The following is a 23,725-nucleotide window of genomic DNA, read 5'->3' as shown; positions in this document are numbered from 1 at the left end:
CGCCGCCGGCATCGCGCCGCCTCGGCGTGCCGCAGCGGTCACGGATGCTCCATCACCAGTACGGCGAAGGTGTCTGGTTCGAGGGCCTGGTAACGGTGCGGTGCGTCGCCCGGGAAGGTCGCGTAGTCGCCCGGGCCGAGTTCCACCTGCTCGTACTCTGGTCCGCAGCGTAACCGGCCGGAGCCGACCACGACGTGCTCGACGCTGCGCGGGGTGTGCGGTGCGGCGTGGCGCACCCCGCCCGGCTCCAGTTCGATCAGATAGACGTCCCGACGGGCGTGCGCGGTACCGGCGGTCAGCAGGGTGCCGCTGAAATCCGCGTGCTCGGATCGGATCCGTGGCCCGTCGCCGGCCCGGATCACCCGCACGCTTGTCGTCGGCGGCTCGACCAGCCGGCTGAACGGCACGTCGAGGGCCACGCCCAGCGCCCACAGCGTCTCCACGCTCGGATTGCCGACGCCCGATTCGAGTTGGGACAGGGTCGACTTGGCGATCCCCGCCCGGCGGGCGAGTTCGGTAAGCGACAGGCCGACCCGCTGTCGCTCGTAGCGCAGGGCGGCGGCGATGGTGGCTAGTGGCGGCGTGGGCTCTGGAGGCATTGTTCGCTCCGATGTTCCGTTTGTTCGATTTGACGAACAAGAGGGGCGTGTTCATCATGCTGAACTATGCGTACGCCAGAACGAACGCCGGGGGTGGGAACGCTACGCGACGTGGCCGCCATCGCCGCGGCGATCGTGGCGGTCGGCGCCTCCTTCGGTGCCATGACGGTCGCCGCCGGGTTGCCCGGCTGGGCGGCCGTCGCCATGTCCGTGCTGGTCTACGCCGGTGGCGCGCAGTTCTTGGCGGTCGGGCTGGTGGCCGCCGGCAACCCGGTGGCCGCCGTACTCGCCGGGTTGCTGATCAACGCCCGGCACCTGCCGTTCGGCCTGACCCTCGGCGACACGATCGGGCACCGGTTGCGGCACCGGCTGCTCGGCAGCCACCTGATGACCGACGAGGCCACCGCCTTCACCCTGGCCCGGCCGGCCGGTCCCGCCCGACGGCGGGCCTTCTGGCTGGCCGGCACCCTGCTCTTCGTGGCCTGGCAAGCCGGCACCCTGCTCGGGGTGCTGGCCGGCGGGGCGGCCGGCGATCCGGCCGCCTTCGGGCTGGACGCGGCGTTCCCGGCCGGGCTGATCGCCCTGCTGCTGCCCGCCCTGCGGGACCGGGACACCCGGCGGGCGGCGCTGGGTGGTGCGCTGCTGGCGGTGTTGACCACGCCGCTGCTACCGGCCGGCCTGCCGGTGCTGCTCGCGCTGGCCGGTCCCGGGCTACTGGCCGTACACCGGCTCAGGCGACGCTCGCCGGCCACGCCGGCCACGCCGGCCACCCCGGCCGGTGCCGCCGCCGGGACGCTGGCAATCGTCGAGTCGTCCGAGCTGGGCAGCGCCGAGCTGGCGGAGGGGATCAACGCCGAGCCGCCTGAGCGGAGCAGCGCCGAGCCGGCGCAGGAGAGCCTGACCGCGGCGGCCGGGCCGGTACTGGCCGGACCGCGACCGGCGCCGGTGGGACGACGACCGGGGCGGGGCGGACCGGAGGAGGAGCCGTGTTGATCGCGGTGATCGTGGCATTGGCCGTCGGGACGTACGCCTTCCGGATCGCCGGGGTGTTGCTGCGGGATCGGCTCGACCTGCCGGAGTGGGCGCGTCAGTTGTTGCCGGTGGGTGCGGCGGCCCTGCTGGCGGCGCTTGCCGCCACCGCGGCGCTGACCGAGGTCGGCCGGTTCGCCGGCTGGGCCCGGCCGGCCGGCGTCCTGGTCGGTGTGCTGCTGGCGTGGCGGCGGGTGCCGTTCGTGCTCGTGGTCGTGGCCGCCGCCGGCACGGCAGCGCTGCTGCGCCTGCTCGGGGTGCCCTGAGCCGAACCGCCGGCACGCCGACGCCACCGGTCAGACCGTGGCGAAGACAACCACAGGTCAGACCTGGTCGCCGATCGCGCTGATCAGACCTGGTCGCCGATCGCGCTGGTCAGACCTTGTCGCCGATCGCGCTGGTCAGACCTGGTCGCCGATCGCGACGCGGGGCTCGGGGGTACGCAGCTTACGGAAGGTGATCGCCCGCATGATCGCGTAGAGGTAGAGGGAGCCCATCCGCTGGGTGGAGTTCGGGAAGCGGCTCCGGACCAGCTTCTTGATCTTCCGCGAGATGAGCACCGAGTCGATCACCACACCGATGGCGAGCGCGCCCCAGAGCAGGTTGGAGGCGAGCCGGATCACCGGCGGCATCGCCTGGTTCGACCCGATCAGCACGATGAGCGCGCCGCCGAAGAACCAGGTGCCGACGGTACGCCGGGAGTCGACCACGTTGCGGGCCAGCAGCCGTTCCGGACCCCGGTCGCGCGGTCCGCCCTCCCGCCGGAACTCCGCCGCCGCCTCGGCACGGCGTTGCCGCCGCAGCGCCTTCGCCTCCTCCTTGCTCAGCGCCTTCGTCGCGCCGGCCGGACGCCGGCCGGTGGCGGGACGCTTCGGCGTCTCCCGACCCTTGGCCGGGGTGTAGCCACGAGGACGGGCGGCATCCTCCTCCGTCGCCGGGTTCTCCGGCTCGGGGGCGGGGTCGGCGAGGTCAGCGGACTTACGGCGAAACAGCGACGGCACGCGGCAAGGGTAGCCAACGCCGCGCGTCCGGTGCACATCGCGGGTGCACCGGACGCGAACGGCGGCTCGAACTACGGCCGCTCGACGTGTGCGCCGAGGTCGGCGAGCTTGGCCTCGAAGTCCTCGTAGCCCCGGTTGATCAGGTCAACGCCGTACACCCGGGAGGTGCCCTCGGCGGCCAGCGCGGCGATCAGATGGCTGAAGCCGGCCCGCAGGTCGGGGATGACCAGGTCGGCGGCGTGCAGCTTGCTCGGTCCGGCGATCACCGCCGAGTGCTTGAAGTTGCGCCGGCCGAAGCGGCACGGGGTGCCGCCCAGGCAGTCTCGGTAGACCTGGATGTTCGCGCCCATCGAGTTGAGCGCCTCGGTGTAGCCCAGCCGCTGCTCGTAGACGGTCTCGTGGACGATCGACAGACCGCGGGCCTGGGTCAGCGCGACGACCAGCGGCTGCTGCCAGTCGGTCATGAAGCCCGGGTGTACGTCGGTCTCCAGGGCGGTGGCCTGAAGCTCGCCGCCCGGGTGCCAGAACCGGATGCCGCCCTCCTGGCCTGGCTGTCCCGGCCGGGGGGGACGGGTGTCGGTCACCTCGTACTCGCCGCCGACCGAGCGGAAGACGTTGAGGAAGGTCATCATGTCGGCCTGCTCGGCACCGAGCACCTCGACGTGACCCCGGGTGGCCAGCGCCGCCGCCGCCCAGCTCGCCGCCTCGATCCGGTCCGGGATCGGCCGGTGCGTGTAGCCGTGCAGCCTCGGCACACCCTGGACCTCGATCACCCGGTCGGTGTGCACCTTGATGATCGCGCCCATCTTCTGGAGGACGCAGATCAGGTCGATGATCTCCGGCTCCACCGCGGCGTTGCGCAGCTCGGTGACACCCTCGGCCATGACCGCGGTGAGCAGCACCTGCTCGGTCGCCCCGACGCTGGGGTAGGGCAGCGCGAACTTGGTGCCGTGCAGGCCGTTCGGCGCGGACAGGTGCAGGCCCTCGGGGGTCTTGTCGACCGTGGCGCCGAACTCCCGCAGCGCTTGCAGGTGGAAGTCGATCGGCCGCGGGCCGATGTGACAGCCGCCCAGGTCGGGGATGAAGGCGTGGCCGAGGCGGTGCAGCAGCGGACCGCAGAACAGGATCGGAATCCGGCTCGAACCCGCGTGCACGTTGATCTGGTCGGTGCTGGCGCTTTCCACGTTCGCCGGGTCGAAGACCAGCTCGCCGTCCTCGTCGCCGTCGGTGACCTTGACGCCGTGCAGCCCGAGCAGGCCCCGGACCACCTCCACGTCACGGATCTTCGGTACGTCGAACAGCCGGCTCGGGCTGTCGCCGAGCAGTGCGGCGACCATCGCCTTGGAAACCAGGTTCTTCGCGCCGCGCACGCGGATCCGCCCTTGCAGCGGGGTGCCTCCGTGTACGACCAGGACGTCGTCGGTCAACGCAACCTCCAGCGCGTGCGTGCTGCCGTTTGGATGAGGGGACACCACGGGTCGCTACCCGCGAACCGGTCGTGGGCAAACTCCGGCCCCGTGTGTTGTCGCCCGGGCAGCATAGCCCTCCGTGATGAGAATGGATCGGGTCACACCGCTGTGGCGGGCATCAATCGGTGATCCGGCACTTTTTCGTACCTTTTGCATTACCGACAGTGAACATCCGGCTGCTCAGGAACCGGGCAGCGCGAGCATCTGGTCCAGCGCCACCCGGGCGTGGTACGCGGTGTCGGCATCGACGGTGATCTGGTTGACCACCCGGCCGGCGACCAGTTCCTCAAGCGCCCACACCAGGTGCGGCAGGTCGATGCGGTTCATCGTCGAGCAGTAGCAGACCGCCCGGTCGAGGAACATGATCTGCTTGTCCGGGTGGGCCAGGGCGAGCCGACGGACCAGGTTCAGCTCGGTGCCGACCGCCCACGCGGAGCCAGCCGGGGCTGCCTCGATGGTGCGGATGATGTACTCGGTCGAGCCGACCAGGTCGGCGGCGTTGACCACCTCGTGCCGGCACTCGGGGTGCACCAGCACGTTGACCCCCGGCACCCGTTCGCGGACGTCGTTCACGCTCTCCAGCGTGAACCGCCCGTGCACCGAGCAGTGCCCGCGCCAGAGGATCATGCGTGCGTCGCGCAGTTGCTCCGGGGTGAGCCCGCCGCCGTGCTTGTGCGGGTCGTAGAGCACGCAGTCGTCCAGCGAGAAGCCCATCTCCAGCACCGCAGTGTTGCGGCCCAGGTGCTGGTCGGGCAGGAAGAGCACCTTCTCACCCTGTTGGTACGCCCACTCCAGGGCCCGCTTCGCGTTCGACGAGGTGCAGACCACACCGCCGTTCCGACCGACGAAGCCCTTGATGTCCGCCGAGGAGTTCATGTAGGTGACCGGGACCGTCCGCTCGGCGACACCGAGGTCGGTGAGCACGTCCCAGGCGTTCTCCACCTGCGGCAGTGCGGCCATGTCCGCCATCGAGCAGCCGGCCGCCAGGTCGGGCAGGACGACCCGCTGGGTGTCCGAGGTGAGGATGTCCGCGCTCTCGGCCATGAAGTGCACGCCGCAGAAGACGATGTACTCCGCGTCCGGCCGGGCGGCGGCCTCGCGGGCCAGCTTGAACGAGTCGCCGGTCACGTCGGCGAACTGGATCACCTCGTCGCGCTGGTAGTGGTGGCCGAGCACGAAGACCTTGTCGCCGAGCGCGGCCTTGGCCGCCGTCGCTCGGGCCACCAGGTCCGGGTCGCTCGGCGCCGGCAACTCGCCGGGGCACTCCACGCCACGCTCGGTGGCGGAATCGCTGCCACGACCGAGGAGCAGCAGCGCAGTGGCGGTGTTCGAGGGCTCAACCCAGGTCGACGTCACGCCCACCATGGTCCCACAGGCTGACCGGCCTGCCGCTCCCGCCGGTGTGGGCTGCCACACTGCCAGGCATGCGCGTACTGCTCTGCCCGGACAAGTTCGCCGGCACGCTGCCGGCTCCTGAGGTGGCCGCGGCCGTGGCCGACGGCTGGCGGGAGATCGCCCCCGGCGACGAGCTGCTGGTCCGGCCGCTGGCGGATGGCGGGCCCGGTTTCCTCGACGTGCTCGTCGAGGCGCTGCCCGGTCGGTTGGTGCCGGTATCCACCGTCGATCCGCTGGGCCGCCCGGCCGCCGGTGAGATCCTGCTCACCGACAACGGGGCGACCGCCTGGCTGGAGAGCGCGCAGGCGTGCGGGTTGCACCTGCTCGACGCCGCCGAGCGGGACCCGAAGACCACCACCTCGTACGGGCTGGGGCTGTTGATCGCCGCTGCGGTGGAGGCCGGCGCCCGTACCGTCGTGGTCGGGTTGGGTGGTTCGGCGACAAACGACGGCGGCGCGGGCATGCTCACCGCGCTGGGCGCCGTGCCGTTGGACGAGGCCGGCCAGGCCCTGCCGTACGGCGGTGCCGCGCTGGCCGCCGTGGCCGCGTTGGATGGCGCGCCCCGGCTGCGCGAGGCCCGCTTGATCGCCGCCACCGACGTGGACAACCCGCTGCTCGGGCTGCACGGGGCGAGCAACGTGTTCGGACCGCAAAAGGGCGCCGACCGCGCCGACGTGCTGCTGCTCGACGCCGCGCTGGCCCGCTGGGCCGAGGTGCTGGAGCGGGACCTGCCGGGCTGCCCCAGCGGGCTGGGTGCGCTGCCCGGCGGCGGTGCCGCCGGTGGTCTCGGTGCGGCGCTGCTGGCCCTCGGCGGGCGCTGCGAGTCCGGAATCGGGCTGGTCAGCCGGGCCGTCGGGCTGGACGCCGCGCTCGACGGCGTCGACCTGGTGATCACCGGGGAGGGCAAGTTCGACCACCAGTCGCTGCGCGGCAAGGTGGTTGCCGGAGTGGCCGGCGCCGCCCGCGACCGGGGCGTACCCTGCGTCGTGCTCGCCGGCCAGGTGAGCACGGGCCGGCGCGAGGCGGCGGCGGTCGGGGTCACCGATGCGTACAGCCTGGTGGAGCACTTCGGTGGGGAGGAGCGCGGCGGGCTGGCCGCGGCGCTGGAACGCCCGGGGGAGGGGCTGCGCGAGCTGGGCGCCCGACTGGCCCGGCAGTGGAGCCGCTGAACGGCTGGTCACGTCCCCGGGTGGTCGGTCCGCCCGCGGCCTACAATCGAAAGCTGGACCACTGTGGGAATCGCTGACCGGCGCCAGACGTTGGCCAGGGGAGACCACACCCGAACGCGCGCAGGGAGAATTCCACGTGACCACGCCAGCGCAGACCGAGTCGACCGAGGCCAAGGCCCCCACGTCCGTCGTCCTCACCGACGTCGCGGCGCAGAAGGTCAAGGCCCTGATCGAGCAGGAGGGCCGCGACGACCTGCGGCTCCGGGTCGCCGTGCAGCCGGGCGGCTGCTCCGGCCTGCGATACCAGCTCTTCTTCGACGAGCGTTCGCTCGACGGTGACGTCGTCACCGACTACGACGGCGTCGAGGTCGTCGTCGACCGGATGAGCGCCCCGTACCTGGCCGGCGCCACCATCGACTTCGCCGACCGGATCGACGCCCAGGGCTTCACCATCGACAACCCCAACGCGGGCAACTCCTGCGCCTGCGGTGACTCCTTCAGCTGAGTCGTCCTCGCGACGTCAACTGAAGCGTCCTCGCGGCGGTGAATCGTCTTCGCGGCGGTGAATCGTCTTCGCGGCGGCGGGGCGGCCCCAGAAGGCCGCCCCGCCGTTGTCTGCTAGGGGCAGGTTACGGGTTTCTGCCCCACCGGGGTGCCGATAGGCTGACCCGGCTCTGCTGCCGACACCGAGGGTTGCCATGAAGATCGCCGTGACCGGCTCGATCGCCACCGACCATTTGATGAGCTTCCCGGGTCGGTTCGCCGACCAGCTCATCGCCGACCAGTTGCACAAGGTGTCGCTCTCCTTCCTGGTGGACGATCTGGTGCTGCGCCGGGGCGGGGTGGCGGCGAACATCGCGTTCGGCATGGGTCAGCTCGGCCTGCGCCCGGTGCTGCTCGGTGCCGTCGGTGCCGACTTCGCCGACTACCGTTCCTGGCTCGAGCGGCACGGGGTGGACTGCGACTCGGTGCACGTCAGCGAGGTCGCACACACCGCGCGCTTCGTCTGCACCACGGATACCGAGATGTGCCAGATCGCCTCCTTCTACGCGGGGGCGATGAGCGAGGCCCGCAACATCGAGCTACAGCCGGTCGCCCAGCGTCTCGGTGGGCTGGACCTGGTGCTGGTAAGCGCCAACGACCCGGAGGCGATGCTGCGGCACTCCGCCGAGTGCCGGGAACGCGGCTACCGGTTCGCCGCCGACCCGTCCCAGCAGCTCGCCCGGATGCCGGGCGAGGACGTGGTGGCGCTGATCGAGGGCGCGGAGTACCTGATGACCAACGACTACGAGAAGTCGCTGCTCCAGCAGAAGGCCGGGCTGACCGACGACCAGTTGCTGGACCTGGTCCGAGTGCGGGTCACCACGCTGGGTAAGCACGGGGTGGAGATCGCCGGGCGGGAGATCGACCCGATCCACGTACCGATCGCCCGCCAGACCGAGGCGGTCGACCCGACCGGTGTCGGCGACGCCTTCCGGGCCGGCTTCTTCACCGCGCTCTCCTGGGGCCTGGGGTTGGAACGCGCCGCCCAGGTCGGCTCCCTGCTCGCCACCCTGGTGCTGGAGACCGTCGGCACCCAGGAGTACGAGGTGCGCCGGGACCTGTTCGTCAAGCGTCTCGCCGAGTCGTACGGCGACCAGGCCGCCGACGACATCCGCCCCCACCTCCTCCCCTAACCACCCGCAACCCCGCCGCCCCACCCGCAACCCCCGCCGCCCCTCTCGCCGATCTTGCACTTTCAGTCGCATTTTCGCGGCAAATGTCGCGTTTATGGCGACGGAAAGTGCAAGATCGCGGGGGTGTGGGGTGGGTCAGGGGCGTTTGTGGGGTGGGTCAGCGAGAGGTTGGGGTGACCGTGGCGATGAAGGTCGACCACTGGCGACGCGAGAAGGTGAGCACGGGGCCGCGACGGTCCTTGCTGTCCCGCACGACTACCAGGTCGGGCAGGATCGCGCACTCGACACAGTCGCCGTTGTTGGCGCTGCGGCTGCTGGTGAACCAGTGGGCGGCGGAGAGGCCGGGGGTGGACAACTGGCCTCCGGGGCTAGGCCGCGCCGGCCAGCTCCCTGATCAACGCGCGCGACTCGGCGGGCGAGAGGGCGACCTGGCGCAGGTTGTCGGCCACCATTTCATAGGTCCGCACGCGGTCCGGATCCTGCACGTACATCGCCCCGTCGAGGACCTCGCGGCATCGGGTGGTTGCGGCGTTGCGTTGTTAATAGGGGGCCCCGCCTATGCATGAGGCGTTAATAAGGTGCCCTTCCTTTCACTGCCGGCGGCGGATGTGGTGGGCGGTGCCGGAGGTGCCGAGGAAGTCCTGGTTGCGCATGCGGCACCAGGCGGGGATGTCGACGGCGGCGGCCGGGTCGTCGGCGAGTACCCGCAGCACCGTGCCGACCGGCAGCTCGGGCAGCCGGCGGGCCAGTGCGATCACCGGCAGCGGGCAGCGCTGACCGAGGCAGTCGAGGGTCTCGTCGGGCTCGGGGTGCGCCGGAGCGGTCACAGGTCCACCACCCCGGCCTCGGCCCGCAGGTCGGCCACGATCTGCGGTAACTCGGCGAGGAAGCGGTCGACGTCGGCGTCGGTGGTGTTGCGGTGCAGCGAGACGCGTACGTTGCCGTGCGAGAGCACCCCCATCGCCTCCAGCACGTGTGACGGGCGCAGCGTGGACGAGGTGCAGGAGGAGCCGGACGAGACCGCGAAGCCGCGCCGGTCAAGCGCGTGCAGCAGCGCCTCGCCGTCGACGTAGAGGCAGGAGAAGGTGACCAGGTGCGGCAGCCGCCGCTCGGGATCGCCGACCACCTCCACGTCCGGCACCTCGGCCGCCACCCGGGCCCGGATCCGATCCACAAGCGGCGCGAGCCGGGCCGCCTCCGTCGCCGCGTCGGCCGCCACCGCGCGCAGGCTGGCCGCCGCCGCCACCACGGCCGGCAGGTTCACCGTTCCCGGGACCCGGCCCGACTCGCGCTCGTCGGCCGGCCAGGGCGACTCCCACCGGGTGCCCTTGCGGACCACAAGCAGACCGACGCCGGGCGGGCCGCCCCACTTGCGGGCGCTCGCGCTCAGCACCGACCAGCCTGCCGGCGCCGGCGTACGGCCCACCACCTGGGCGGCGTCGACGTAGAGCGGCACCCCGGCGGGGCGCAGGCCGCTGCCGCGGCCTCGACCGGCTGGACGGTACCCACCTCGTGGCTGGCCGCGATCAACGCGGCCAGCGCCACGCCGGGCCGGGCCACCGCCGCCGACCAGGCGTCGAGGTCCAGCCGGCCGATCCGGTCGACCGGCACCGGTACGGCCGCGCCGCCGCGCGCCACGTGCTGCTCGGCGGCGTACAGCACGGCGGAGTGTTCGATCGCCGAGTGCACCAGCACCGTGCCGGTCCGCCGCCGCCCGGCCAGGCCGCCGAGGACGGCGGTGTGCGCCGCCACGGTGCCGCTGGCGGTGAAGGACAGCTCGTCAGGGCGTACGCCGAGGGTCTCCGCGGTGGCCTCGCGGGCCGCGTCGAGCAACTGGCGGGCGCGCCGGGCCTGGGCGTAGAGGCGGTCGGGGTCGGCCCAGCCGTCGTCGAGCGCGGCCTGCATCGCCTGTCGGGCGACCGGATGCAGCGGCGCGGCGGTGGCGGCGTCCAGGTAGACGGGGGAAGGGATCACGTCTTCCCACGCTATCGCCTCGGCCGATGCGGGATCCCCCGTCGGGTGCGGACAACGACCCCAACCGGGTCCAGCCCGTCATGGTCGAGTAATCTGCGACCGTCGGTGACGCCTTTGCCGCTGGTGTGGCGGCTCCGCTCGGCGGAGCCGGCCAGAACGAGGAAGACACCGCGGCGCGCTAGGGAGGCAGGACCAGGTGGTCGCAAGGAGTTCGGAGGTACGGCCGACGGCCGTACGGCGTAGCGCATCCCCAGGAGCCGGTGGGCGGGGGCGTCGCGCCGGTCGTCTCGCCGGGCTCGGATTCGGTGGAGCGTCGTTGCTGGTCCTGCTCACGGGCTGTGACGTCCACTCGGCGTTCAGCTTCGGCTGGCCGCAGGGCATCACGCCGGAGGCCCGGCGGATGTACGACCTGTGGATCGCCTCGTGCATCGCGGCGCTCGCGGTCGGTGCCTTCGTCTGGGGCCTGATCTTCTGGTGCGTCGTGCGTTACCGCAAGCGCGGCAACGAGCTGCCGGTGCAGACCCGGTACAACCTGCCGATGGAGTTCCTCTACACCATCGCGCCGGTGTTGATCGTCTCCGTGCTCTTCTACTACACCGCGGTCGTGCAGACCGACGTGGTGAAGACCACCAACAACCCGGACGTGACCGTCGAGGTGGTCGCGTTCAAGTGGAACTGGCAGTTCAACTACCGCGACGGCGAGGGCCCCGACGCCAACACCACCGCGTCGGTGCTGGGCACCAGCGAGGTCATCCCGATCCTGGTGCTGCCGACCGACCGGTCCATCCGGTTCGAGGAGACCAGCAAGGACGTCATCCACTCGTTCTGGGTGCCGGAGATGCTGTTCAAGCGGGACGTCTTCCCGGGCAACATCCGCAACGTCTTCGAGGTCTCCTCGCTGGAGTCCGAGGGTGCGTACGTGGGGCGCTGCGCCGAGCTGTGCGGCAGCTATCACGCCTTCATGAACTTCGAGCTGCGGGTGGTCTCGCCGGAGAACTTCGACCGCTTCCTCGCGGCCAAGCAGGGCGGGGCCTCGACCCAGGACGCGTTGACCTCGATCGGTGAGGAGCCGTACGCGGTGACCACGCGGCCGTTCGAGACGCGGCGTACCGAGCACAACTTCAACCAGGGCAGCGCTGCCGGCGCGGGAAGCTGAGGCGACGGGCATGAAGACCGAGTGGCGCATCTTCTTGATCATTGGTGCGTTCCTGCTGTTCGCGACCTTCCTCTACGGCGGCTGGACCTGGGCCGACTCGGGTGGTCGCGTGGAGTGGATCGGCACGGTGGCTCTGCTGCTGTCGTTCCTGCTCTGCTCGATGTGCGGCGGCTTCTTCTGGTTCGTCTCGCGCCGGATCGACCTGCGGCCCGAGGACCGGCCGGACGCCGAGATCGCCGACGGCGCCGGTGAGATCGGCTTCTTCAGCCCGGGCAGCTACTGGCCGGTCGGCCTGGCGCTGGCCGCCGCGACCGCCGGTCTGGGCCTGGTGTTCTGGCAGATGTGGCTGCTCGGTCTCGGCGCGGTGGCGGTCATCTTCGCCGCCTGCGGCCTGCTCTTCGAGTACTACTCCGGCACCCGCCGCACCGCCGAGCACTGATTCTGAACCGCCGGAAGCCCGCCTCCTGTGAGGATGCGGGCTTCCGGCGTCTCCGCGTGTTGATCACGAAGTCTGGGTCGGGTGCCGCGCCGCGGGTGACGCGAACTTCCTGATCAACGTCAGTGGGTGGGTCAGCGGGCGCGGGTGGTGTCCAGCCAGCGGGTGAGAGCCTGTGCGGCGGCCCCGGAGTCGATGGACTCGGCGGCGCGGTCCAGGTTGGCGCGCAGGGCGGCGGTCAGGTCGCCGTCCAGCGGGCCCTGGGTGGCCAGCGCCGCGGCGGCGTTGACCAGGACGGCGTCGCGGACCGGGCCACGCTCGCCGTCGAGCAGCCGCCGGGTCACCTCGGCGTTGTACGCGGCGTCACCGCCGCGCAGGTCAGCGAGGGTGGCTCGGGGTACGCCGAGGTCGGTCGCGTCCACCACGGTCTCCCGGACGGTGCCGCCCGCGGCGATCCAGAACCGGGTGGGCGCGGCGGTGGTGAACTCGTCCAGCCCGTCCTCGCCGCGCATCACCAGCACCGAGTCGCCCCGCTCGGCGAAGACGGCCGCCATCACCGGCGCCATCCCGGCGTCGAAGCAGCCGACCGCGCCGGCCCGGGGACGGGCCGGATTGGTCAGCGGGCCGAGAAAGTTGAACGCGGTGGGCACGCCCAACTCCCGGCGGATCGGGCCGGCGTGGCGGAAGCCGGGGTGGAAGCGGGCGGCGAAGCAGAAGCCGATGCCGGCCTCGGCCACACAGCGCGCCACCTGATCCGGTTCGAGCTCCAGCGGTACGCCGAGGAACTCCAGCAGGTCGGCGGTGCCGCAGGAGGAGGAGGCCGCCCGGTTGCCGTGCTTGACCACGCGCACCCCGGCACCGGCGACGACCAGGGCGGTCATCGTGGAGATGTTCACCGTGTGGGCCAGGTCTCCGCCGGTGCCGACCACGTCCAGCGCGGTCGCGCGTACCTCCTCGGGCAGCTCGACCGGGACGGCCGCGTCGAGCATCGCCTCGACCAGCCCGCTCAGCTCGGCCGGTGTCTCGCCCTTGGCGCGCAGCGCCATCGCGAAGCCGGCGATGCGGGCCGGCGTCGCGGCGCCGGACATGATCTCGCCCATCGCCCAGGCGGTGTCGGCGGTGCAGAGTTCCTCTCCGCGCAGCAGCGCGGTGAGCAGGTGCGGCCAGGTCCGTTCGCCCATGGCGGGCCTCCCGAGCAGACGAGTACGGGTGGTACGGGACCGGCGCCGGCTCGCCCGGCGCCGTGGCGGTGCCGGAGTGGGACGTCAGGCGGGTGCGTGCGCCCGCAGCAACTCGGTCACGGTGGCGGCGGCGGTCACCGGGTCGAGCGGGTGCACCAGGGTGGCGTCGACCTCGGCGTAGGCGGCGAGCCATCGGTCGGCGGCGCGGGCGATCACCACACAGGTCGGCGGAGCGTCGTCGAAGTCGTCCTTGATCTGCCGGGCGATGCCGATTCCGCCGCCGGGGGTGGCCTCACCGTCGAGCAGCAGCAGGTCGATCTCGTAGTCGTCGACCAGCCGGACGCACTCGGCGTAGGTGGCCGCCTCGACGAACTCCACCCGCAGGTCGGTTGCGGGTCGGGTGCCGACGGCGAGTCGCATCCGGTCCCGCACGTCGGCGTCGTCGCTGTAGAGCAGGACGGTGCACAGACGATCGCTCATGCCGACAACTCCGCTTCGCTTCCCTGCCGTCGGGCCGACCAGCACGGCGAGTCGGGTGATCCGCCGTGGCTGGCTTCGAGACGGCTATCACCTCGTAGCTGCGTGGCCGATCGTACCGGTCGGTGTGGGCCGGGTGACACGCCGCCCCGGGCCCGTCTCCGACCGACGTCGGCACGGCTCAGCCGGCGGACTCGGCAGCGCGCTGGCGGGCCTCCTGGCGGTCCAGGTCGCGGTCGACCCGGCGGGCCTCCCGCTCGGCGTGGCGCATCCACTGCACCACAAGCACGGCGAGCATCGTCACACTGACGAACTCGCCGCCGGCCCAGAGGATGCCGCCGGCGAGCACCTGGTCCTCCCAGGGGTCGGCCCAGCTCAGCCCGAGCGAGGGGTACCAGTCGCCGCCGAAGAGGGTGGTGCTCTGCATGATGGTGAGCCCGAGCACCGTGTGGAACGGCACCGAGAGCAGCATCAGCAGGGCCCGGCCGGGATAGGGCCAGCGGCCCGGCAGCGGGTCCAGGCCGAGCAGCGGCCAGAAGAACACGCAGCCGGTCAGGATGAAGTGGGCGTGCACCAGCTCGTGCGCCCAGACGTGCTCCAGGGTGTAGCGGTACAGGTCGGTGAAGTAGAGCGCGAACGGGTTCACCACGAAGATGGCGAACGCCACAAGCGGGAAGGTGTAGATCCGCGCGATCCGGCTGTGCACCACCGCGAGCAGTCGCTTGCGCGGGCGGGTCGGGAGCGTACGCAGGGCCAGCGTCACCGGCGCGCCGAGCGCCAGGAAGATCGGCGACACCATGGAGAGCACCATGTGCTGCACCATGTGCACCGACAGCAGCGCGGTGTCGTACGCGTGCAGCCCGCTGACCGTGACCGAGGCGATGCCACCCAGGCCGGGGCCGAGGAAGAAGACCGTCCGGGCCACCGGCCAGCGGTCGCCGCGTACCCGCAGCCGGTGCACTCCGTAGAGGTAGAGGGCGGCGGCGAGGACCAGGCCGACGGCGAGCCAGCTGTCCAACCGGGCCTCGGTGACCACGGCGGTGATGGAGAACGGCGGCGGGGTGGCCTCGGCCGCGAGCGGTACCACGCCGGCCGGCGTCCCGGTGCCGGCGGTGCTGGTCAGGCCCGCCATGACCTGCGGTGTGGCCGGGCCGGCCTGGAAGATCGGATCGACGTGCAGCACGCCAATCAGCCTAGGTCAGGCGAACCGGACGGTACCGATCGGGCCATCTGTACCCCCGGTTTGGCCCCCCGCTGATCGCCGGCCGTGGTCAAGGGCAATAATGACCGCGTGACTGCGGCCCCAGCCATTGACAAGAGCCGGATCCACTCACTGACGCGGCCGAACATGGTCAGCGTCGGGACGATCGTCTGGCTCTCCAGCGAGCTCATGTTCTTCGCGGCGCTGTTCGCGATGTACTTCTCCATCCGCGCGGCGGCACCCGAGCAGTGGGCGGAGCACACCGAGGTCCTCAACATCCCGTACGCGACCACGTTCACGACGATCCTGGTGTTGTCCTCGGTGACCTGCCAGATCGGCGTGTTCGCCGCGGAGCGGGGTGACGTGCACGCGCTGCGGCGCTGGTTCACGATCACCTTCGTGATGGGTCTGATCTTCGTGCTCGGCCAGGCCAACGAGTACCGCGAGTTGGTGCACCACGGCATCAAGATCAACGCGGACGGCTACGGCTCGATGTTCTACCTGACCACCGGCTTCCACGGCCTGCACGTGATCGGTGGTCTGATCGCCTTCCTGATCTTCATGATCCGGACCACCATGGGTCGGTTCACTCCGGCCCAGGCGACGGCGGCGATCGTGGTGTCGTACTACTGGCACTTCGTGGACGTCGTGTGGATCGCGCTCTACGCCATGATCTACTGGCTCCAGTGATCTTGGCGCGTCTCGTGCCGCTCCGCCGCACCACCCCCTGAGACAAGGTCCAACCGGTTAAGGACACAGGTCATGACTTCTGACAACGACCGCCGACGCGGTCTGCTCGCGCGGCTGCGCGGGCGGCCCGTGGCGCGCAGCAGGGGCCGCCGCCGGCTGGGTGCCGCGGTCCGGCTGGTCGCCGCGCTGATGCTGGCCGGCGGTGCCTACACCGTCCTCGCCCCCGGCGCGTCGGCGCAGGAAAACCCGCCGCTGTCCACTGCCGCCGCCGACGGCAAGGCGCTGTTCGACGTGAGCTGTGTGACCTGTCACGGTCGCAACGCGCAGGGGGTCGAGGGGCGCGGGCCGAGCCTCATCGGCGTCGGCGCGGCGTCGGTCGAGTTCCAGGTCAGCACGGGCCGGATGCCGATGGCCCGGCAGGAGGCCCAGGCGCAGCGCAAGCCCGAGGTGTTCAGCCCGGACGAGGTCGACCAGCTGGCCGCGTACGTCCAGGAGTTGGGCGGTGGCCCGGTCGTGCCGGCCGGTGACAACCTGCACGCCGACGGCAACGTCGCGCTCGGCGGCGAGCTGTACCGGATCAACTGCGCGCAGTGCCACGCGTTCAGCGGTGGCGGTGGGGCCCTCTCCTCCGGCAAGTACGCGCCGAGCCTGCGACCGGCCACGGACCGGCAGATCTACGCGGCGATGCTGAGTGGCCCGCAGAACATGCCGGTGTTCGGGGACAACCAGATCACCCCGGAGCAGAAGGCGGACATCATCGCCTACATCCAGACGCTGAACACCGACGGCGACCCGGGCGGGTTCAACCTGGGCCGGTACGGGCCCTCCACCGAGGGCGTGGCGATCTTCCTGGTCGGCATCGTCGCCCTCGTCTTCGCCAGCCTGTGGATTGCGGGCAAGTCGTGACCGGGGGGAGCATGAGCACGCACACCGGGCAGCCAACCCGCCCGGAGCCGGCACCGATTGACGTGACCGACCCGGCGGTGAGCCGGTTCGACATCGTCCGGGAGGGTGCCCGCCGCGACGACATCGAGATCGTCCACTACGAGGAGCAGGTCGCCCCGGGCAGCAAGGCCGAGCGCCGGCTGGTCCGTACGGTCGCCGCGTTCTTCCTGATCACCGGCCTGGCGGCGACCGCCTTCCTGGTGGTCTACATCTGGTGGCCGTGGGAGTACGAGCCGGGCCGGGGCGGCGACAAGCTGTTCACCCCGCTGCTCGGCGCCACCCTCGGCATCGCGCTGCTGGGCATCGGTTTCGGCATTCTGACCTGGGGCAAGAAGCTGCTGCCCAAGGAGGTGTCGATCCAGGACCGGCACGAGGGCGCGGTGGCCACCGAGGACCGGACGATCACCGGTCAGACCATGCTCTACATCGCCGACGAACTGGGCGTGAAGCGCCGGCCGCTGCTCGGCATGTCGCTGCTGGCCGGCCTGGTGCCGGTCGGTGCGGTCGCCGCGGCGCCGCTGGTGGGCGGGCTCATCTCCGACCCGCACAAGAACAACCAGATGATGACCACCGGGTTCACCCCGCAGGACGGGCAGAAGGTCCGGCTGGTCCGTGAGGACGGCCGTCCGATCCGTCCGGAGGACATCAGCGCCGGTGGCCAGATCACCGTCTTCCCCGGCATCGAGCACGGCGTGAGCAACCGGTACGCCGACTCGGTGACCCTGCTGATCCACCTGCGGGAAGCCGACGCCGAGGAATCGCGCCGCAACAACGAGCGCGAGGGCCACGGCGGTTACATGTGGGGCAACTACGCCGCCTACTCGAAGATCTGCACGCACGCCGGCTGCCCGGCGAGCCTGTACGAGCAGCAGACCAACCGGCTGCTCTGCCCGTGCCACCAGTCGCAGTTCCTGATCACCGACAACGCCAAGCCCGTCTTCGGTCCCGCCAGCCGTCGGCTGCCGCAGCTGCCGATCGAGGTGGACGCTGAGGGCTACTTCGTGGCGAAGTCCGACTACACCGAAACCGTCGGGCCCGACTTCTGGGAGCGGCCGTGAAGCGGCGCAAGTTTGACGTGGCAGCAGTGCCGGGCAACACCGCCCGGGCGGTCGACGACCGCTTCCAGGTGGCCACCCCGCTGCGCCGGCTGCTGAACAAGGTCTTCCCCGACCACTGGTCGTTCCTGCTCGGCGAGATCGCGCTCTTCTCGTTCATCGTCCTGCTGCTCACCGGGGTCTTCCTGACCTTCTTCTTCGAGCCGACGATGACCGAGGTCATCTACAACGGCAGCTACGCCCCGCTGCGGGGTACGCCGATGTCGGCCGCGTACGCCTCGACGCTGGACATCTCGTTCGACGTCCGGGGCGGCCTGATCATGCGGCAGATGCACCACTGGTCCGCGCTGCTGTTCATGGCCGCGATCGTGGTGCACATGCTGCGGGTCTTCTTCACCGGCGCGTTCCGCAAGCCGCGGGAGACCAACTGGATCATCGGCTCGCTGCTCTTCTGGGTCGGCTTCCTGGCCGGCTTCACCGGCTACTCGCTGCCGGACGACGGCCTCTCCGGCACCGGTCTGCGGATCGCCTCGGCGATCATGCTCTCCATCCCGGTGATCGGGTCCTGGGTGACCGCTGCGGTCTTCGACGGCGAGTTCCCCGGCACGATCATCATCAGCCGGTTCTTCATCGCCCACGTGCTGCTCGTCCCGGCGCTGCTTGTCGCACTGATCAGCGTCCACCTGGGGCTGGTGTTCAAGCAGAAGCACACCCAGTGGCCGGGTCCGGGCCGGACCAACGGCAACGTGGTCGGCGAGCGGATGTTCCCGCGGTACGCGATCAAGCAGGGCGGCTTCTTCATGGTCGTCTTCGGCGTGATCGCACTGTTGGGCGGTCTGTTCCAGATCAACCCGGTCTGGCTGTTCGGCCCGTACGAGGCGTGGGTGGTCTCGGCCGCCAGCCAGCCGGACTGGTACGTCATGTTCCTGGACGGTTCGACCCGACTGATGCCGGACTGGGAGATCTTCATACCCATCGGCGACGGTTACGTGATTCCACCGCTGTTCTGGCCGACCGTGGTGCTACCCGGCATCCTGGTCATGCTCTCGGTGTTCTATCCGTTCCTGGAGGCTCGCTACCTCAAGGACTACCGGAGCCACAACCTGCTCCAGCGTCCCCGCGACGTGCCGTTCCGGACCGGTCTGGGTGCCATGGCCATCACGTTCTACGTGATCCTGACCCTCTCCGGCGCGAACGACGTGATCGCCGACAAGTTCCACATCAGCCTCAACGCGATGACCTGGGCGGGCCGGATCGGTCTGCTGCTCGGGCCGCCGCTCGCGTACTACCTCACCTACCGGCTCTGCCTGGGTCTCCAGCAGCACGACCGGGAGGTGCTGGCCCACGGTGTGGAGACCGGCATCATCCGGCGCCTGCCGGACGGCCGCTTCGTCGAGGTGCACCAGCCGCTCACCGCGCCCGACGAGCACGGGCACACCGAGCTGCCGTACGCCGGCTGGGTGGTGCCGAAGAAGATGAACCGGCTCGGCGCCCTCGGCCCGGCCATCCGGGGCTTCTTCTACCCGATCGAGAAGCCGGCCGAGGCACCGGTCTCGCCGGGACACCCGCCGGTCGAGCCGCGACCGGAGCGGGAGGAGATCGGCAGCGGGGAGACCCGCCGCTGAGTAGTGCACCGCGTGACGTGGCGCCCGTCGGAGTCCTCCGGCGGGCGCCACGCCCTTTTCCGCCCTCCGGCACCTCGCCGGAGCTTTCCCACCCCTGTTTCGGATCGCAGGAATAACCCCGGCCAGCCGGGTATCCGTGCGGTCCAACGTCTCAACGGGGAGGAAGCATGTTGGGTATCAAACGGCTCGGCCTGCTGGCCGCGCTGGTGCTGGTGGGCGTCGCGCCCGCCGCGGCGGCTCAGGCAGCGGCGCAGCCTTCGGAACAGGACACCCAGTACCTACAGGCGATCCACCAGGTCAACCTGTACGAGGTCCAGGCCGGCGAGCTGGCCCAGAAGAAGGCGCAGAACCAGCAGGTCAAGGATCTGGCGCAGATGATCGTCACCGACCATCAGGAGCTGGACAAGTCGGTGCAGGATCTGGCCGGGCAGCTGAACGTCCAGCTGCCGACAGAGCCCACCCCGGATCAGCGGACGGCTCTGGATCAGCTGAAGAACGCCAACGGTGAGGAGTTCGACAGGCTCTGGGTGACCCAGGGTCTGGCCGGGCACCTCCAGGCCATCCAGGCCACCCAGACGGAGATCTCGCAGGGCACCGAGACCCAGGTGGTCCAGCTGGCGCAGACCGCGCTGCCGGTCCTCCAGGCGCACTACGACGCCCTGGTGCAGCTGGCCGAGCAGCTCGGCATCCCGGTTCCGGAGGTCAGCGCGACCGGCACGCCGAGCCCCGGTGGCACCGCCCCGGGTACCGAGCAGCCGGCTCCGGGTGGCACCACCACCGAGCAGGCCCCGGCTCCGGGCGGCACCGTGACCGAGAGCCCGTCGCCGCAGCAGAGCTGACCCGGCGGTACGAATCGAGCCGGTCCATCCCGCCGGGGACGGACCGGCTCGGCGTCGGTGGGTGGGTCAGTGCGTCGGTGGGTGGGTCAGTCGGTGTTGCCCAGCCCGATCGCGAAGGCCTCTTCCAGGTCGTGCCGGGAGTAGGCCCGGAAGGCGATGTGCGACTCGGTGTTGAGCACACCGGGCACCTTGGAGATGCTGCCCGCGATGATCTGGGCGATCTCGTCGAACTCGCGGACCCGGACCATGGCGATCAGGTCCACGTGCCCGGCCACCGAGTAGACCTCGCTCACGCCGGGCAGGTCGGCCAGGGCGGTGGCCACCTCCGGGATCGAGTCGGTGGCGCAGTCGATCAGCACGATCGCGGTGATCACGGGAAGGCTCTCCGTTCGTCGGCGTCGCCGCCCATGCTAATGCTTGTGGACCTGCTCAGCAGGCTGGGACGGTGAGTCCCTCGGCCGTGCGGACGGCGTCGTGCAGGCGTTCGTCGACGCCGACCGAGGCGCCGGGCCAGAGCACGCTGCGGGTGACCGCGCCGCGTACGACCGCGTTCGCGCCGACCACCGACTCGCGGCAGGGACCGGTCACCGTGGCGGTGGGATCCACCAGGTTGCCGCCACCGGCCGCGTGCAGGTTGGCCGCCAGGTAGTCGGCCGGGGTGCCGGTGTCGTAGAAGGTGCCCCGGTAGGGGACCACCCGCAGCCGGCCGGCGGCCTCGGCCGGGCGCCACACCGCGCGGACCAGGTCGCCGAAGGTCGCCGGCAGGTCCCGGACCAACCGCCAGGGCAGCAGCGAGAAACCGGTGAAGAGGTGCCCGTCGAAGGTGCCGGGTGCCCGCGGGTCGGGCGCGGGCTGGCCGAGCAGGCGTACGCTCTCGCCGTCCCAGCCGGCCAGCAGCGCGGCGATGTCGGGCCCGGGCGGTGCCGCCGGATCGGCGAGGTACGCGTCGGCGTTGCCGACCAGCACCCCCCGACCGGCGATCCAGTCCCGCAGCTTGCCCACGCCACCGGCGGTGCCGAGCGGGCTGCCCGGCTCCACCGAGAGGTGGGCCCGGGTACCGACCCACTCGACGACCTGATCGCCGAGATAGCTGGCGTTGACGGCGACCGTCGCCGGACCGTGCAGCCCCAGCCCGGCCAGCCGGACCAGCGCCCGGTCCAGCAGCGGCACGTTGCCCACCGGACAGAGCGCCTTGGGCAGCCGCTCGGTAAGCGGACGCAGCCGGGTGCCCTCCCCGGCGGCGAGCACCACCGCACAGATCCCGGCGGGCGGGGTCGCCGGCCGGTCGGCCGGGCCGCCGTCCGGTCCGGGCCGGGCGGGGCGGCCGTCGTCCGCTGCGGTCACGGCAGGGCGTCCGGCAGCGGGGGCGGAAACTGCCCGGCCAGCGGCCCGATGTCGTAGTAGGCGAGCAGCCGCGCGGTGGGCCAGGTCAGCTTCGGCAGGTCGTCCAGCGGGTGCCAGGCCGCCTCGAAGACCTCCGCCCCGTCGACCTTGAGTTCGGTGCTCGACGCCGGCACCTCGGCGGTGAACACCACATCCACCCACCCCTTGGCGTGCACCACCGCGTTCGGTGCCGCCGGGCGAAGGTGCGTGGGGGAGAGCCGTACGCCGGTCTCCTCGTGCAGTTCCCGGGCCGCGCCCACCGCCGGGTTCTCGCCGCGCCGCAGCAGCCCGGCCGGGAGCGTCCAGCCACGACCGGGCGGCTGGCGTAGCAGCAGCAGCCGGCCCGGCCCGTCAGCCTCGCTGTCCCGGAGCAGGGTGACGGCGCCGACGATGTACTTCGGCACGGCCAGCCGCACCAGTCGACGCCGCACCGGCAGCGGTAACCGGTAGAAGACCTGGTACGCGACGGCGCGGCCGGTGCGGCGCGGGCGGAGGATCATGGCTCAAGGCTAGTGGTCGCGCGCGTCGGACGCGGCCGGGGAGCCCGGTGGATCACTGCCGATGGTCGACCAGGTCGATGAGCTGGCGTACCACGGCGTCCGGCTCGATCACCCGGTCGAAGACCGCGACCAGCAGAGTCTCCAGGTCGGGGTAGCCGAGTTCCTCCGAGAGCCGCAGCAGCGGCAGGTCGCTGGCCAGCCCGCGGTTGTGCTGACGCAGCGCCAGCCCGATGGTGGCCCGGCCGAGCCGGACCTTGTCGCTGATCGAGATGCCCGGTTCACTGTGGTCGGCGAACCACCTGTTGATCTGCATCTGCGCGTGCGGGGACTTGACGAAGCCCAGCCATTCCCGGCGCGGACCACGCGGGGCGACCTCGGCGTCGAGGCTGCTCTCCTCATCGGTCTCGGTGAAGATCTCCACCACGTCGCCCTCGTCCAACTCGGAGGAGAGCGGCACCAGCCGACCGTTGATCCGGGCCGCGAGACATCGGTCGCCCCGGTCGGCGCCCAACTCGTAGGCCAGGTCGACCGGGGTGGCCCCGGCCGGCAGGACGATCTGCCGCCCCTCGGCGACCACCTGGATCTGTGCCTCGGACAGGTCGCAGCGCAGCGACTGGAGGAACTGCGCCGGGTCGGCGGCGTCCTGCTCCCAGTCGAGCACCCGGCGCAGCCAGTCGAGTTGCCCGGCGTGCGCCGCAGCCGCCCCGCCCGAGCGTGGGAACCGGAAGTCGGCGGCCACCCCGTACTCGGCCGAACGGTGCATCTCGACGGTGCGGATCAGCACCTCCACGGTGCGGTTGCGCGGACCGCAGACGCTCGTGTGCAGGGACCGGTAGAGGTTGTTCTTCGGCGACGCGATGAAGTCCTTGAACCGGCCGGGCACCGGACGCCAGAGGCCGTGCACCGCGCCGAGCGCCGCGTAGCAGTCGGTGGCCGGGCCGTCCACCACCACCGTGATCCGGGGCAGGTCGTACGGGACCTGGTGGCCGCCGGCCACGGTGTCCTTCCAGATCGAGTAGAGGTGCCGGGGGCGGGGCGCCACCTCGGCGTCGACCCGACTGCGGCGCAGCGCCACCCTGGTCTGGGCCACCACGTCGGCAAGGTAGGCGTCCCAGCCCGGGCGGTCGTGCACGTGCCGGGCGATGCGGGCGTGCTCCTCCGGCTCCAGGTGCAGCAGCACCACGTCGTCCAGTTCCCGCTTGAGGGTCTGGATGCCCAGCCGGTCACAGAGCGGTACCAGCACCTCCTGGGTCTTGCGGGCGATCCGCTCCCGGGAGGCCGCCGAGCGTACGCCGAGGGTGCGCATGTTGTGCAGCCGGTCGCAGAGCTTGATGATCAGCACCCGGACGTCCTTGCCGGCCGCGATGATCATCTTGCGGATGGTCTCCGCCTCGGCGGCCTGGCCGTAGAACGCCTTGTCGAACTTGGTCACTCCGTCGACCAGATGGGACACCTCGTGGCCGAAGTCCTCGGCCAGCGCTTGCAGCGTGTAGCGGGTGTCCTCCACCGTGTCGTGCAGTAGCGCCGCGACCAGGGTCGTGGTGTCCATGCCCAGCTCGGCGCAGATCTCGGCGACCGCGAGCGGGTGGGTGATGAACGGTTCCCCGCTCTTGCGGAACTGCCCCCGGTGCATGTTCTCCGCGATGGTGTACGCCCGGCGCAGCACCGCGGGATCGGCACCGGGATGGATGGCCCGGTGCACGCGGACCAGCCGACCGACCGGTTCGTTGTCGGTGGCGGGCCAGGTCAGCAGCGAGCGGAGCCGGCGGGTCAGCGGAAGCTCGCCTGGCTGTGTCGGGAGGGCGCCCCCCAGGGCGCCGCCGTGTCCGGCGTTGACGTCCACCCGGGACACCCCCTCACCCCGCTCAACGACCGCCGAATCCGGCAACCGGGAGCAGACCCTCGAAACGGGCAGGACTGCACTT

General features: G+C 71.2%; 25 protein-coding genes and 2 pseudogenes. 12 read left to right on the top strand and 15 right to left on the bottom strand.

Going from position 1 to position 23,725, the window contains the following annotated elements; translation table 11 throughout:
• Positions 1–38: 38 nt before the first annotated feature.
• Positions 39–599 carry an XRE family transcriptional regulator gene (locus tag QQG74_RS24005; RefSeq protein ID WP_341716991.1) on the bottom strand — a complete coding sequence of 187 codons (561 nt, stop codon included), beginning with the start codon at positions 597–599 and terminating at the stop codon, positions 39–41.
• 66 nt (positions 600–665) lie between these two features.
• Here QQG74_RS24005 and QQG74_RS24000 point away from each other — a divergent pair, with 66 nt between their 5' ends.
• On the top strand, positions 666–1,592 hold the full coding sequence (locus QQG74_RS24000) for an AzlC family ABC transporter permease (RefSeq protein ID WP_341716990.1): 927 nt from the start codon (positions 666–668) through the stop codon (positions 1,590–1,592).
• A complete protein-coding gene (locus QQG74_RS23995; RefSeq protein ID WP_341716989.1) occupies positions 1,586–1,894 on the top strand; it encodes an AzlD domain-containing protein in 309 nt (102 codons plus the stop codon). The genes QQG74_RS24000 and QQG74_RS23995 overlap by 7 nt, the downstream gene beginning before the upstream one ends.
• Positions 1,895–2,029: 135 nt before the next feature.
• On the opposite strand, the gene QQG74_RS23990 is transcribed toward QQG74_RS23995, so the two are convergent.
• The 3 genes from QQG74_RS23990 to nadA form a co-directional block, all read right to left on the bottom strand.
• Positions 2,030–2,629, bottom strand: coding sequence for a DUF3043 domain-containing protein (locus QQG74_RS23990; RefSeq protein ID WP_341716988.1), 600 nt, complete (start codon positions 2,627–2,629; stop codon positions 2,030–2,032).
• Positions 2,630–2,700: 71 nt separating this feature from the next.
• Positions 2,701–4,101 carry a UDP-N-acetylglucosamine 1-carboxyvinyltransferase gene (murA, locus tag QQG74_RS23985; protein WP_341716987.1) on the bottom strand — a complete coding sequence of 467 codons (1,401 nt, stop codon included), beginning with the start codon at positions 4,099–4,101 and terminating at the stop codon, positions 2,701–2,703.
• Positions 4,102–4,278: 177 nt separating this feature from the next.
• Positions 4,279–5,454, bottom strand: coding sequence for a quinolinate synthase NadA (nadA, locus tag QQG74_RS23980; protein WP_341716986.1), 1,176 nt, complete (start codon positions 5,452–5,454; stop codon positions 4,279–4,281).
• Between the two features lie 68 nt (positions 5,455–5,522).
• On the opposite strand from nadA, the gene QQG74_RS23975 reads away from it, so the two are divergent.
• From QQG74_RS23975 to QQG74_RS23965, 3 genes are all read left to right on the top strand, one after another.
• Positions 5,523–6,662, top strand: coding sequence for a glycerate kinase (locus tag QQG74_RS23975; protein WP_341716985.1), 1,140 nt, complete (start codon positions 5,523–5,525; stop codon positions 6,660–6,662).
• A 136-nt stretch (positions 6,663–6,798) separates the two neighbouring features.
• The gene (gene erpA / locus QQG74_RS23970; protein WP_013735179.1) at positions 6,799–7,167 is read left to right on the top strand and encodes an iron-sulfur cluster insertion protein ErpA; all 369 of its coding nucleotides are present in this window, start codon (positions 6,799–6,801) and stop codon (positions 7,165–7,167) included.
• Between the two features lie 193 nt (positions 7,168–7,360).
• A complete protein-coding gene (locus tag QQG74_RS23965; RefSeq protein WP_341716984.1) occupies positions 7,361–8,338 on the top strand; it encodes a carbohydrate kinase family protein in 978 nt (325 codons plus the stop codon).
• 157 nt (positions 8,339–8,495) lie between these two features.
• Here QQG74_RS23965 and QQG74_RS23960 read toward each other — a convergent pair whose 3' ends face one another.
• From QQG74_RS23960 to QQG74_RS23945, 4 genes and pseudogenes are all read right to left on the bottom strand, one after another.
• On the bottom strand, positions 8,496–8,693 hold the full coding sequence (locus tag QQG74_RS23960; RefSeq protein WP_341716983.1) for a DUF397 domain-containing protein: 198 nt from the start codon (positions 8,691–8,693) through the stop codon (positions 8,496–8,498).
• A 13-nt stretch (positions 8,694–8,706) separates the two neighbouring features.
• Positions 8,707–8,838 (bottom strand): annotated as a pseudogene (locus QQG74_RS23955) (Scr1 family TA system antitoxin-like transcriptional regulator); the annotation flags it as partial.
• 90 nt (positions 8,839–8,928) lie between these two features.
• The gene (locus QQG74_RS23950) at positions 8,929–9,165 is read right to left on the bottom strand and encodes a sulfurtransferase TusA family protein (RefSeq protein WP_341716982.1); all 237 of its coding nucleotides are present in this window, start codon (positions 9,163–9,165) and stop codon (positions 8,929–8,931) included.
• Positions 9,162–10,312 (bottom strand): annotated as a pseudogene (locus tag QQG74_RS23945) (aminotransferase class V-fold PLP-dependent enzyme). Before QQG74_RS23945 ends, QQG74_RS23950 begins: the two are co-directional and overlap by 4 nt.
• Before the next feature lie 196 nt (positions 10,313–10,508).
• Between QQG74_RS23945 and coxB the strand changes: the two are divergent.
• Both coxB and QQG74_RS23935 read left to right on the top strand, forming a co-directional pair.
• Positions 10,509–11,468: a cytochrome c oxidase subunit II gene (gene coxB / locus QQG74_RS23940; protein ID WP_341716981.1), complete on the top strand. Its 960-nt coding sequence runs from the start codon at positions 10,509–10,511 to the stop codon at positions 11,466–11,468.
• Between the two features lie 10 nt (positions 11,469–11,478).
• Positions 11,479–11,907 carry a cytochrome c oxidase subunit 4 gene (locus QQG74_RS23935; protein WP_341716980.1) on the top strand — a complete coding sequence of 143 codons (429 nt, stop codon included), beginning with the start codon at positions 11,479–11,481 and terminating at the stop codon, positions 11,905–11,907.
• 131 nt (positions 11,908–12,038) lie between these two features.
• On the opposite strand, the gene trpD is transcribed toward QQG74_RS23935, so the two are convergent.
• The 3 genes from trpD to QQG74_RS23920 form a co-directional block, all read right to left on the bottom strand.
• Entirely contained in the window at positions 12,039–13,085 is a 1,047-nt protein-coding gene (gene trpD / locus QQG74_RS23930) for an anthranilate phosphoribosyltransferase (protein WP_341716979.1), read from the bottom strand.
• Between the two features lie 84 nt (positions 13,086–13,169).
• Positions 13,170–13,565: a hypothetical protein gene (locus tag QQG74_RS23925; RefSeq protein WP_341716978.1), complete on the bottom strand. Its 396-nt coding sequence runs from the start codon at positions 13,563–13,565 to the stop codon at positions 13,170–13,172.
• A gap of 178 nt (positions 13,566–13,743) precedes the next feature.
• Positions 13,744–14,694 carry a cytochrome c oxidase assembly protein gene (locus tag QQG74_RS23920; protein WP_341721345.1) on the bottom strand — a complete coding sequence of 317 codons (951 nt, stop codon included), beginning with the start codon at positions 14,692–14,694 and terminating at the stop codon, positions 13,744–13,746.
• Between the two features lie 159 nt (positions 14,695–14,853).
• Here QQG74_RS23920 and QQG74_RS23915 point away from each other — a divergent pair, with 159 nt between their 5' ends.
• The 5 genes from QQG74_RS23915 to QQG74_RS23895 all read left to right on the top strand — a co-directional run bounded on the left by QQG74_RS23915 (position 14,854) and on the right by QQG74_RS23895 (position 19,917).
• Entirely contained in the window at positions 14,854–15,453 is a 600-nt protein-coding gene (locus QQG74_RS23915; RefSeq protein WP_341716977.1) for a heme-copper oxidase subunit III, read from the top strand.
• Positions 15,454–15,525: 72 nt separating this feature from the next.
• On the top strand, positions 15,526–16,359 hold the full coding sequence (locus QQG74_RS23910) for a cytochrome c (protein WP_341716976.1): 834 nt from the start codon (positions 15,526–15,528) through the stop codon (positions 16,357–16,359).
• Between the two features lie 11 nt (positions 16,360–16,370).
• Positions 16,371–17,456 carry a Rieske 2Fe-2S domain-containing protein gene (locus tag QQG74_RS23905; RefSeq protein ID WP_341716975.1) on the top strand — a complete coding sequence of 362 codons (1,086 nt, stop codon included), beginning with the start codon at positions 16,371–16,373 and terminating at the stop codon, positions 17,454–17,456.
• Positions 17,453–19,078 (top strand): cytochrome b N-terminal domain-containing protein, encoded by a 1,626-nt coding sequence (locus QQG74_RS23900; protein ID WP_341716974.1) that lies wholly within the window; start codon positions 17,453–17,455, stop codon positions 19,076–19,078. The genes QQG74_RS23905 and QQG74_RS23900 overlap by 4 nt, the downstream gene beginning before the upstream one ends.
• A 167-nt stretch (positions 19,079–19,245) precedes the next feature.
• The gene (locus QQG74_RS23895; protein WP_341716973.1) at positions 19,246–19,917 is read left to right on the top strand and encodes a DUF4142 domain-containing protein; all 672 of its coding nucleotides are present in this window, start codon (positions 19,246–19,248) and stop codon (positions 19,915–19,917) included.
• 86 nt (positions 19,918–20,003) lie between these two features.
• Here the strand turns inward: QQG74_RS23895 and QQG74_RS23890 are convergent, their stop codons facing one another.
• The 4 genes from QQG74_RS23890 to QQG74_RS23875 all read right to left on the bottom strand — a co-directional run bounded on the left by QQG74_RS23890 (position 20,004) and on the right by QQG74_RS23875 (position 23,643).
• Entirely contained in the window at positions 20,004–20,291 is a 288-nt protein-coding gene (locus QQG74_RS23890; protein ID WP_341716972.1) for an Lrp/AsnC ligand binding domain-containing protein, read from the bottom strand.
• A gap of 55 nt (positions 20,292–20,346) precedes the next feature.
• Positions 20,347–21,177 (bottom strand): sugar phosphate nucleotidyltransferase, encoded by an 831-nt coding sequence (locus tag QQG74_RS23885; protein WP_341721344.1) that lies wholly within the window; start codon positions 21,175–21,177, stop codon positions 20,347–20,349.
• 80 nt (positions 21,178–21,257) lie between these two features.
• The gene (locus QQG74_RS23880) at positions 21,258–21,800 is read right to left on the bottom strand and encodes an NUDIX domain-containing protein (RefSeq protein ID WP_341716971.1); all 543 of its coding nucleotides are present in this window, start codon (positions 21,798–21,800) and stop codon (positions 21,258–21,260) included.
• A gap of 52 nt (positions 21,801–21,852) precedes the next feature.
• Positions 21,853–23,643 (bottom strand): HD domain-containing protein, encoded by a 1,791-nt coding sequence (locus tag QQG74_RS23875; protein WP_341721343.1) that lies wholly within the window; start codon positions 23,641–23,643, stop codon positions 21,853–21,855.
• Positions 23,644–23,725 lie beyond the last annotated feature (82 nt).

Source organism: Micromonospora sp. FIMYZ51 (assembly GCF_038246755.1).
Taxonomy (GTDB): Bacteria; Actinomycetota; Actinomycetes; order Mycobacteriales; family Micromonosporaceae; genus Micromonospora.
Note: the sequence above shows the minus strand (reverse complement) of the source record. Positions and strands in the feature narration are given on the sequence as shown.

Bases quoted from the DNA above. Each gene is read 5' to 3' on its own strand.
- QQG74_RS24000 (WP_341716990.1), top strand. From the start codon at position 666: ATGCGTACGCCAGAACGAACGCCGGGGGTGGGAACGCTACGCGACGTG.
- QQG74_RS23920 (WP_341721345.1), bottom strand. From the start codon at position 14,694: ATGGCGGGCCTGACCAGCACCGCCGGCACCGGGACGCCGGCCGGCGTG.
- QQG74_RS23905 (WP_341716975.1), top strand. From the start codon at position 16,371: ATGAGCACGCACACCGGGCAGCCAACCCGCCCGGAGCCGGCACCGATT.
- QQG74_RS23910 (WP_341716976.1), top strand. From the start codon at position 15,526: ATGACTTCTGACAACGACCGCCGACGCGGTCTGCTCGCGCGGCTGCGC.
- QQG74_RS23880 (WP_341716971.1), bottom strand. From the start codon at position 21,800: ATGATCCTCCGCCCGCGCCGCACCGGCCGCGCCGTCGCGTACCAGGTC.
- QQG74_RS23925 (WP_341716978.1), bottom strand. From the start codon at position 13,565: ATGAGCGATCGTCTGTGCACCGTCCTGCTCTACAGCGACGACGCCGAC.
- QQG74_RS24005 (WP_341716991.1), bottom strand. From the start codon at position 599: ATGCCTCCAGAGCCCACGCCGCCACTAGCCACCATCGCCGCCGCCCTG.
- QQG74_RS23965 (WP_341716984.1), top strand. From the start codon at position 7,361: ATGAAGATCGCCGTGACCGGCTCGATCGCCACCGACCATTTGATGAGC.
- QQG74_RS23935 (WP_341716980.1), top strand. From the start codon at position 11,479: ATGAAGACCGAGTGGCGCATCTTCTTGATCATTGGTGCGTTCCTGCTG.
- QQG74_RS23975 (WP_341716985.1), top strand. From the start codon at position 5,523: ATGCGCGTACTGCTCTGCCCGGACAAGTTCGCCGGCACGCTGCCGGCT.
- trpD (WP_341716979.1), bottom strand. From the start codon at position 13,085: ATGGGCGAACGGACCTGGCCGCACCTGCTCACCGCGCTGCTGCGCGGA.
- QQG74_RS23895 (WP_341716973.1), top strand. From the start codon at position 19,246: ATGTTGGGTATCAAACGGCTCGGCCTGCTGGCCGCGCTGGTGCTGGTG.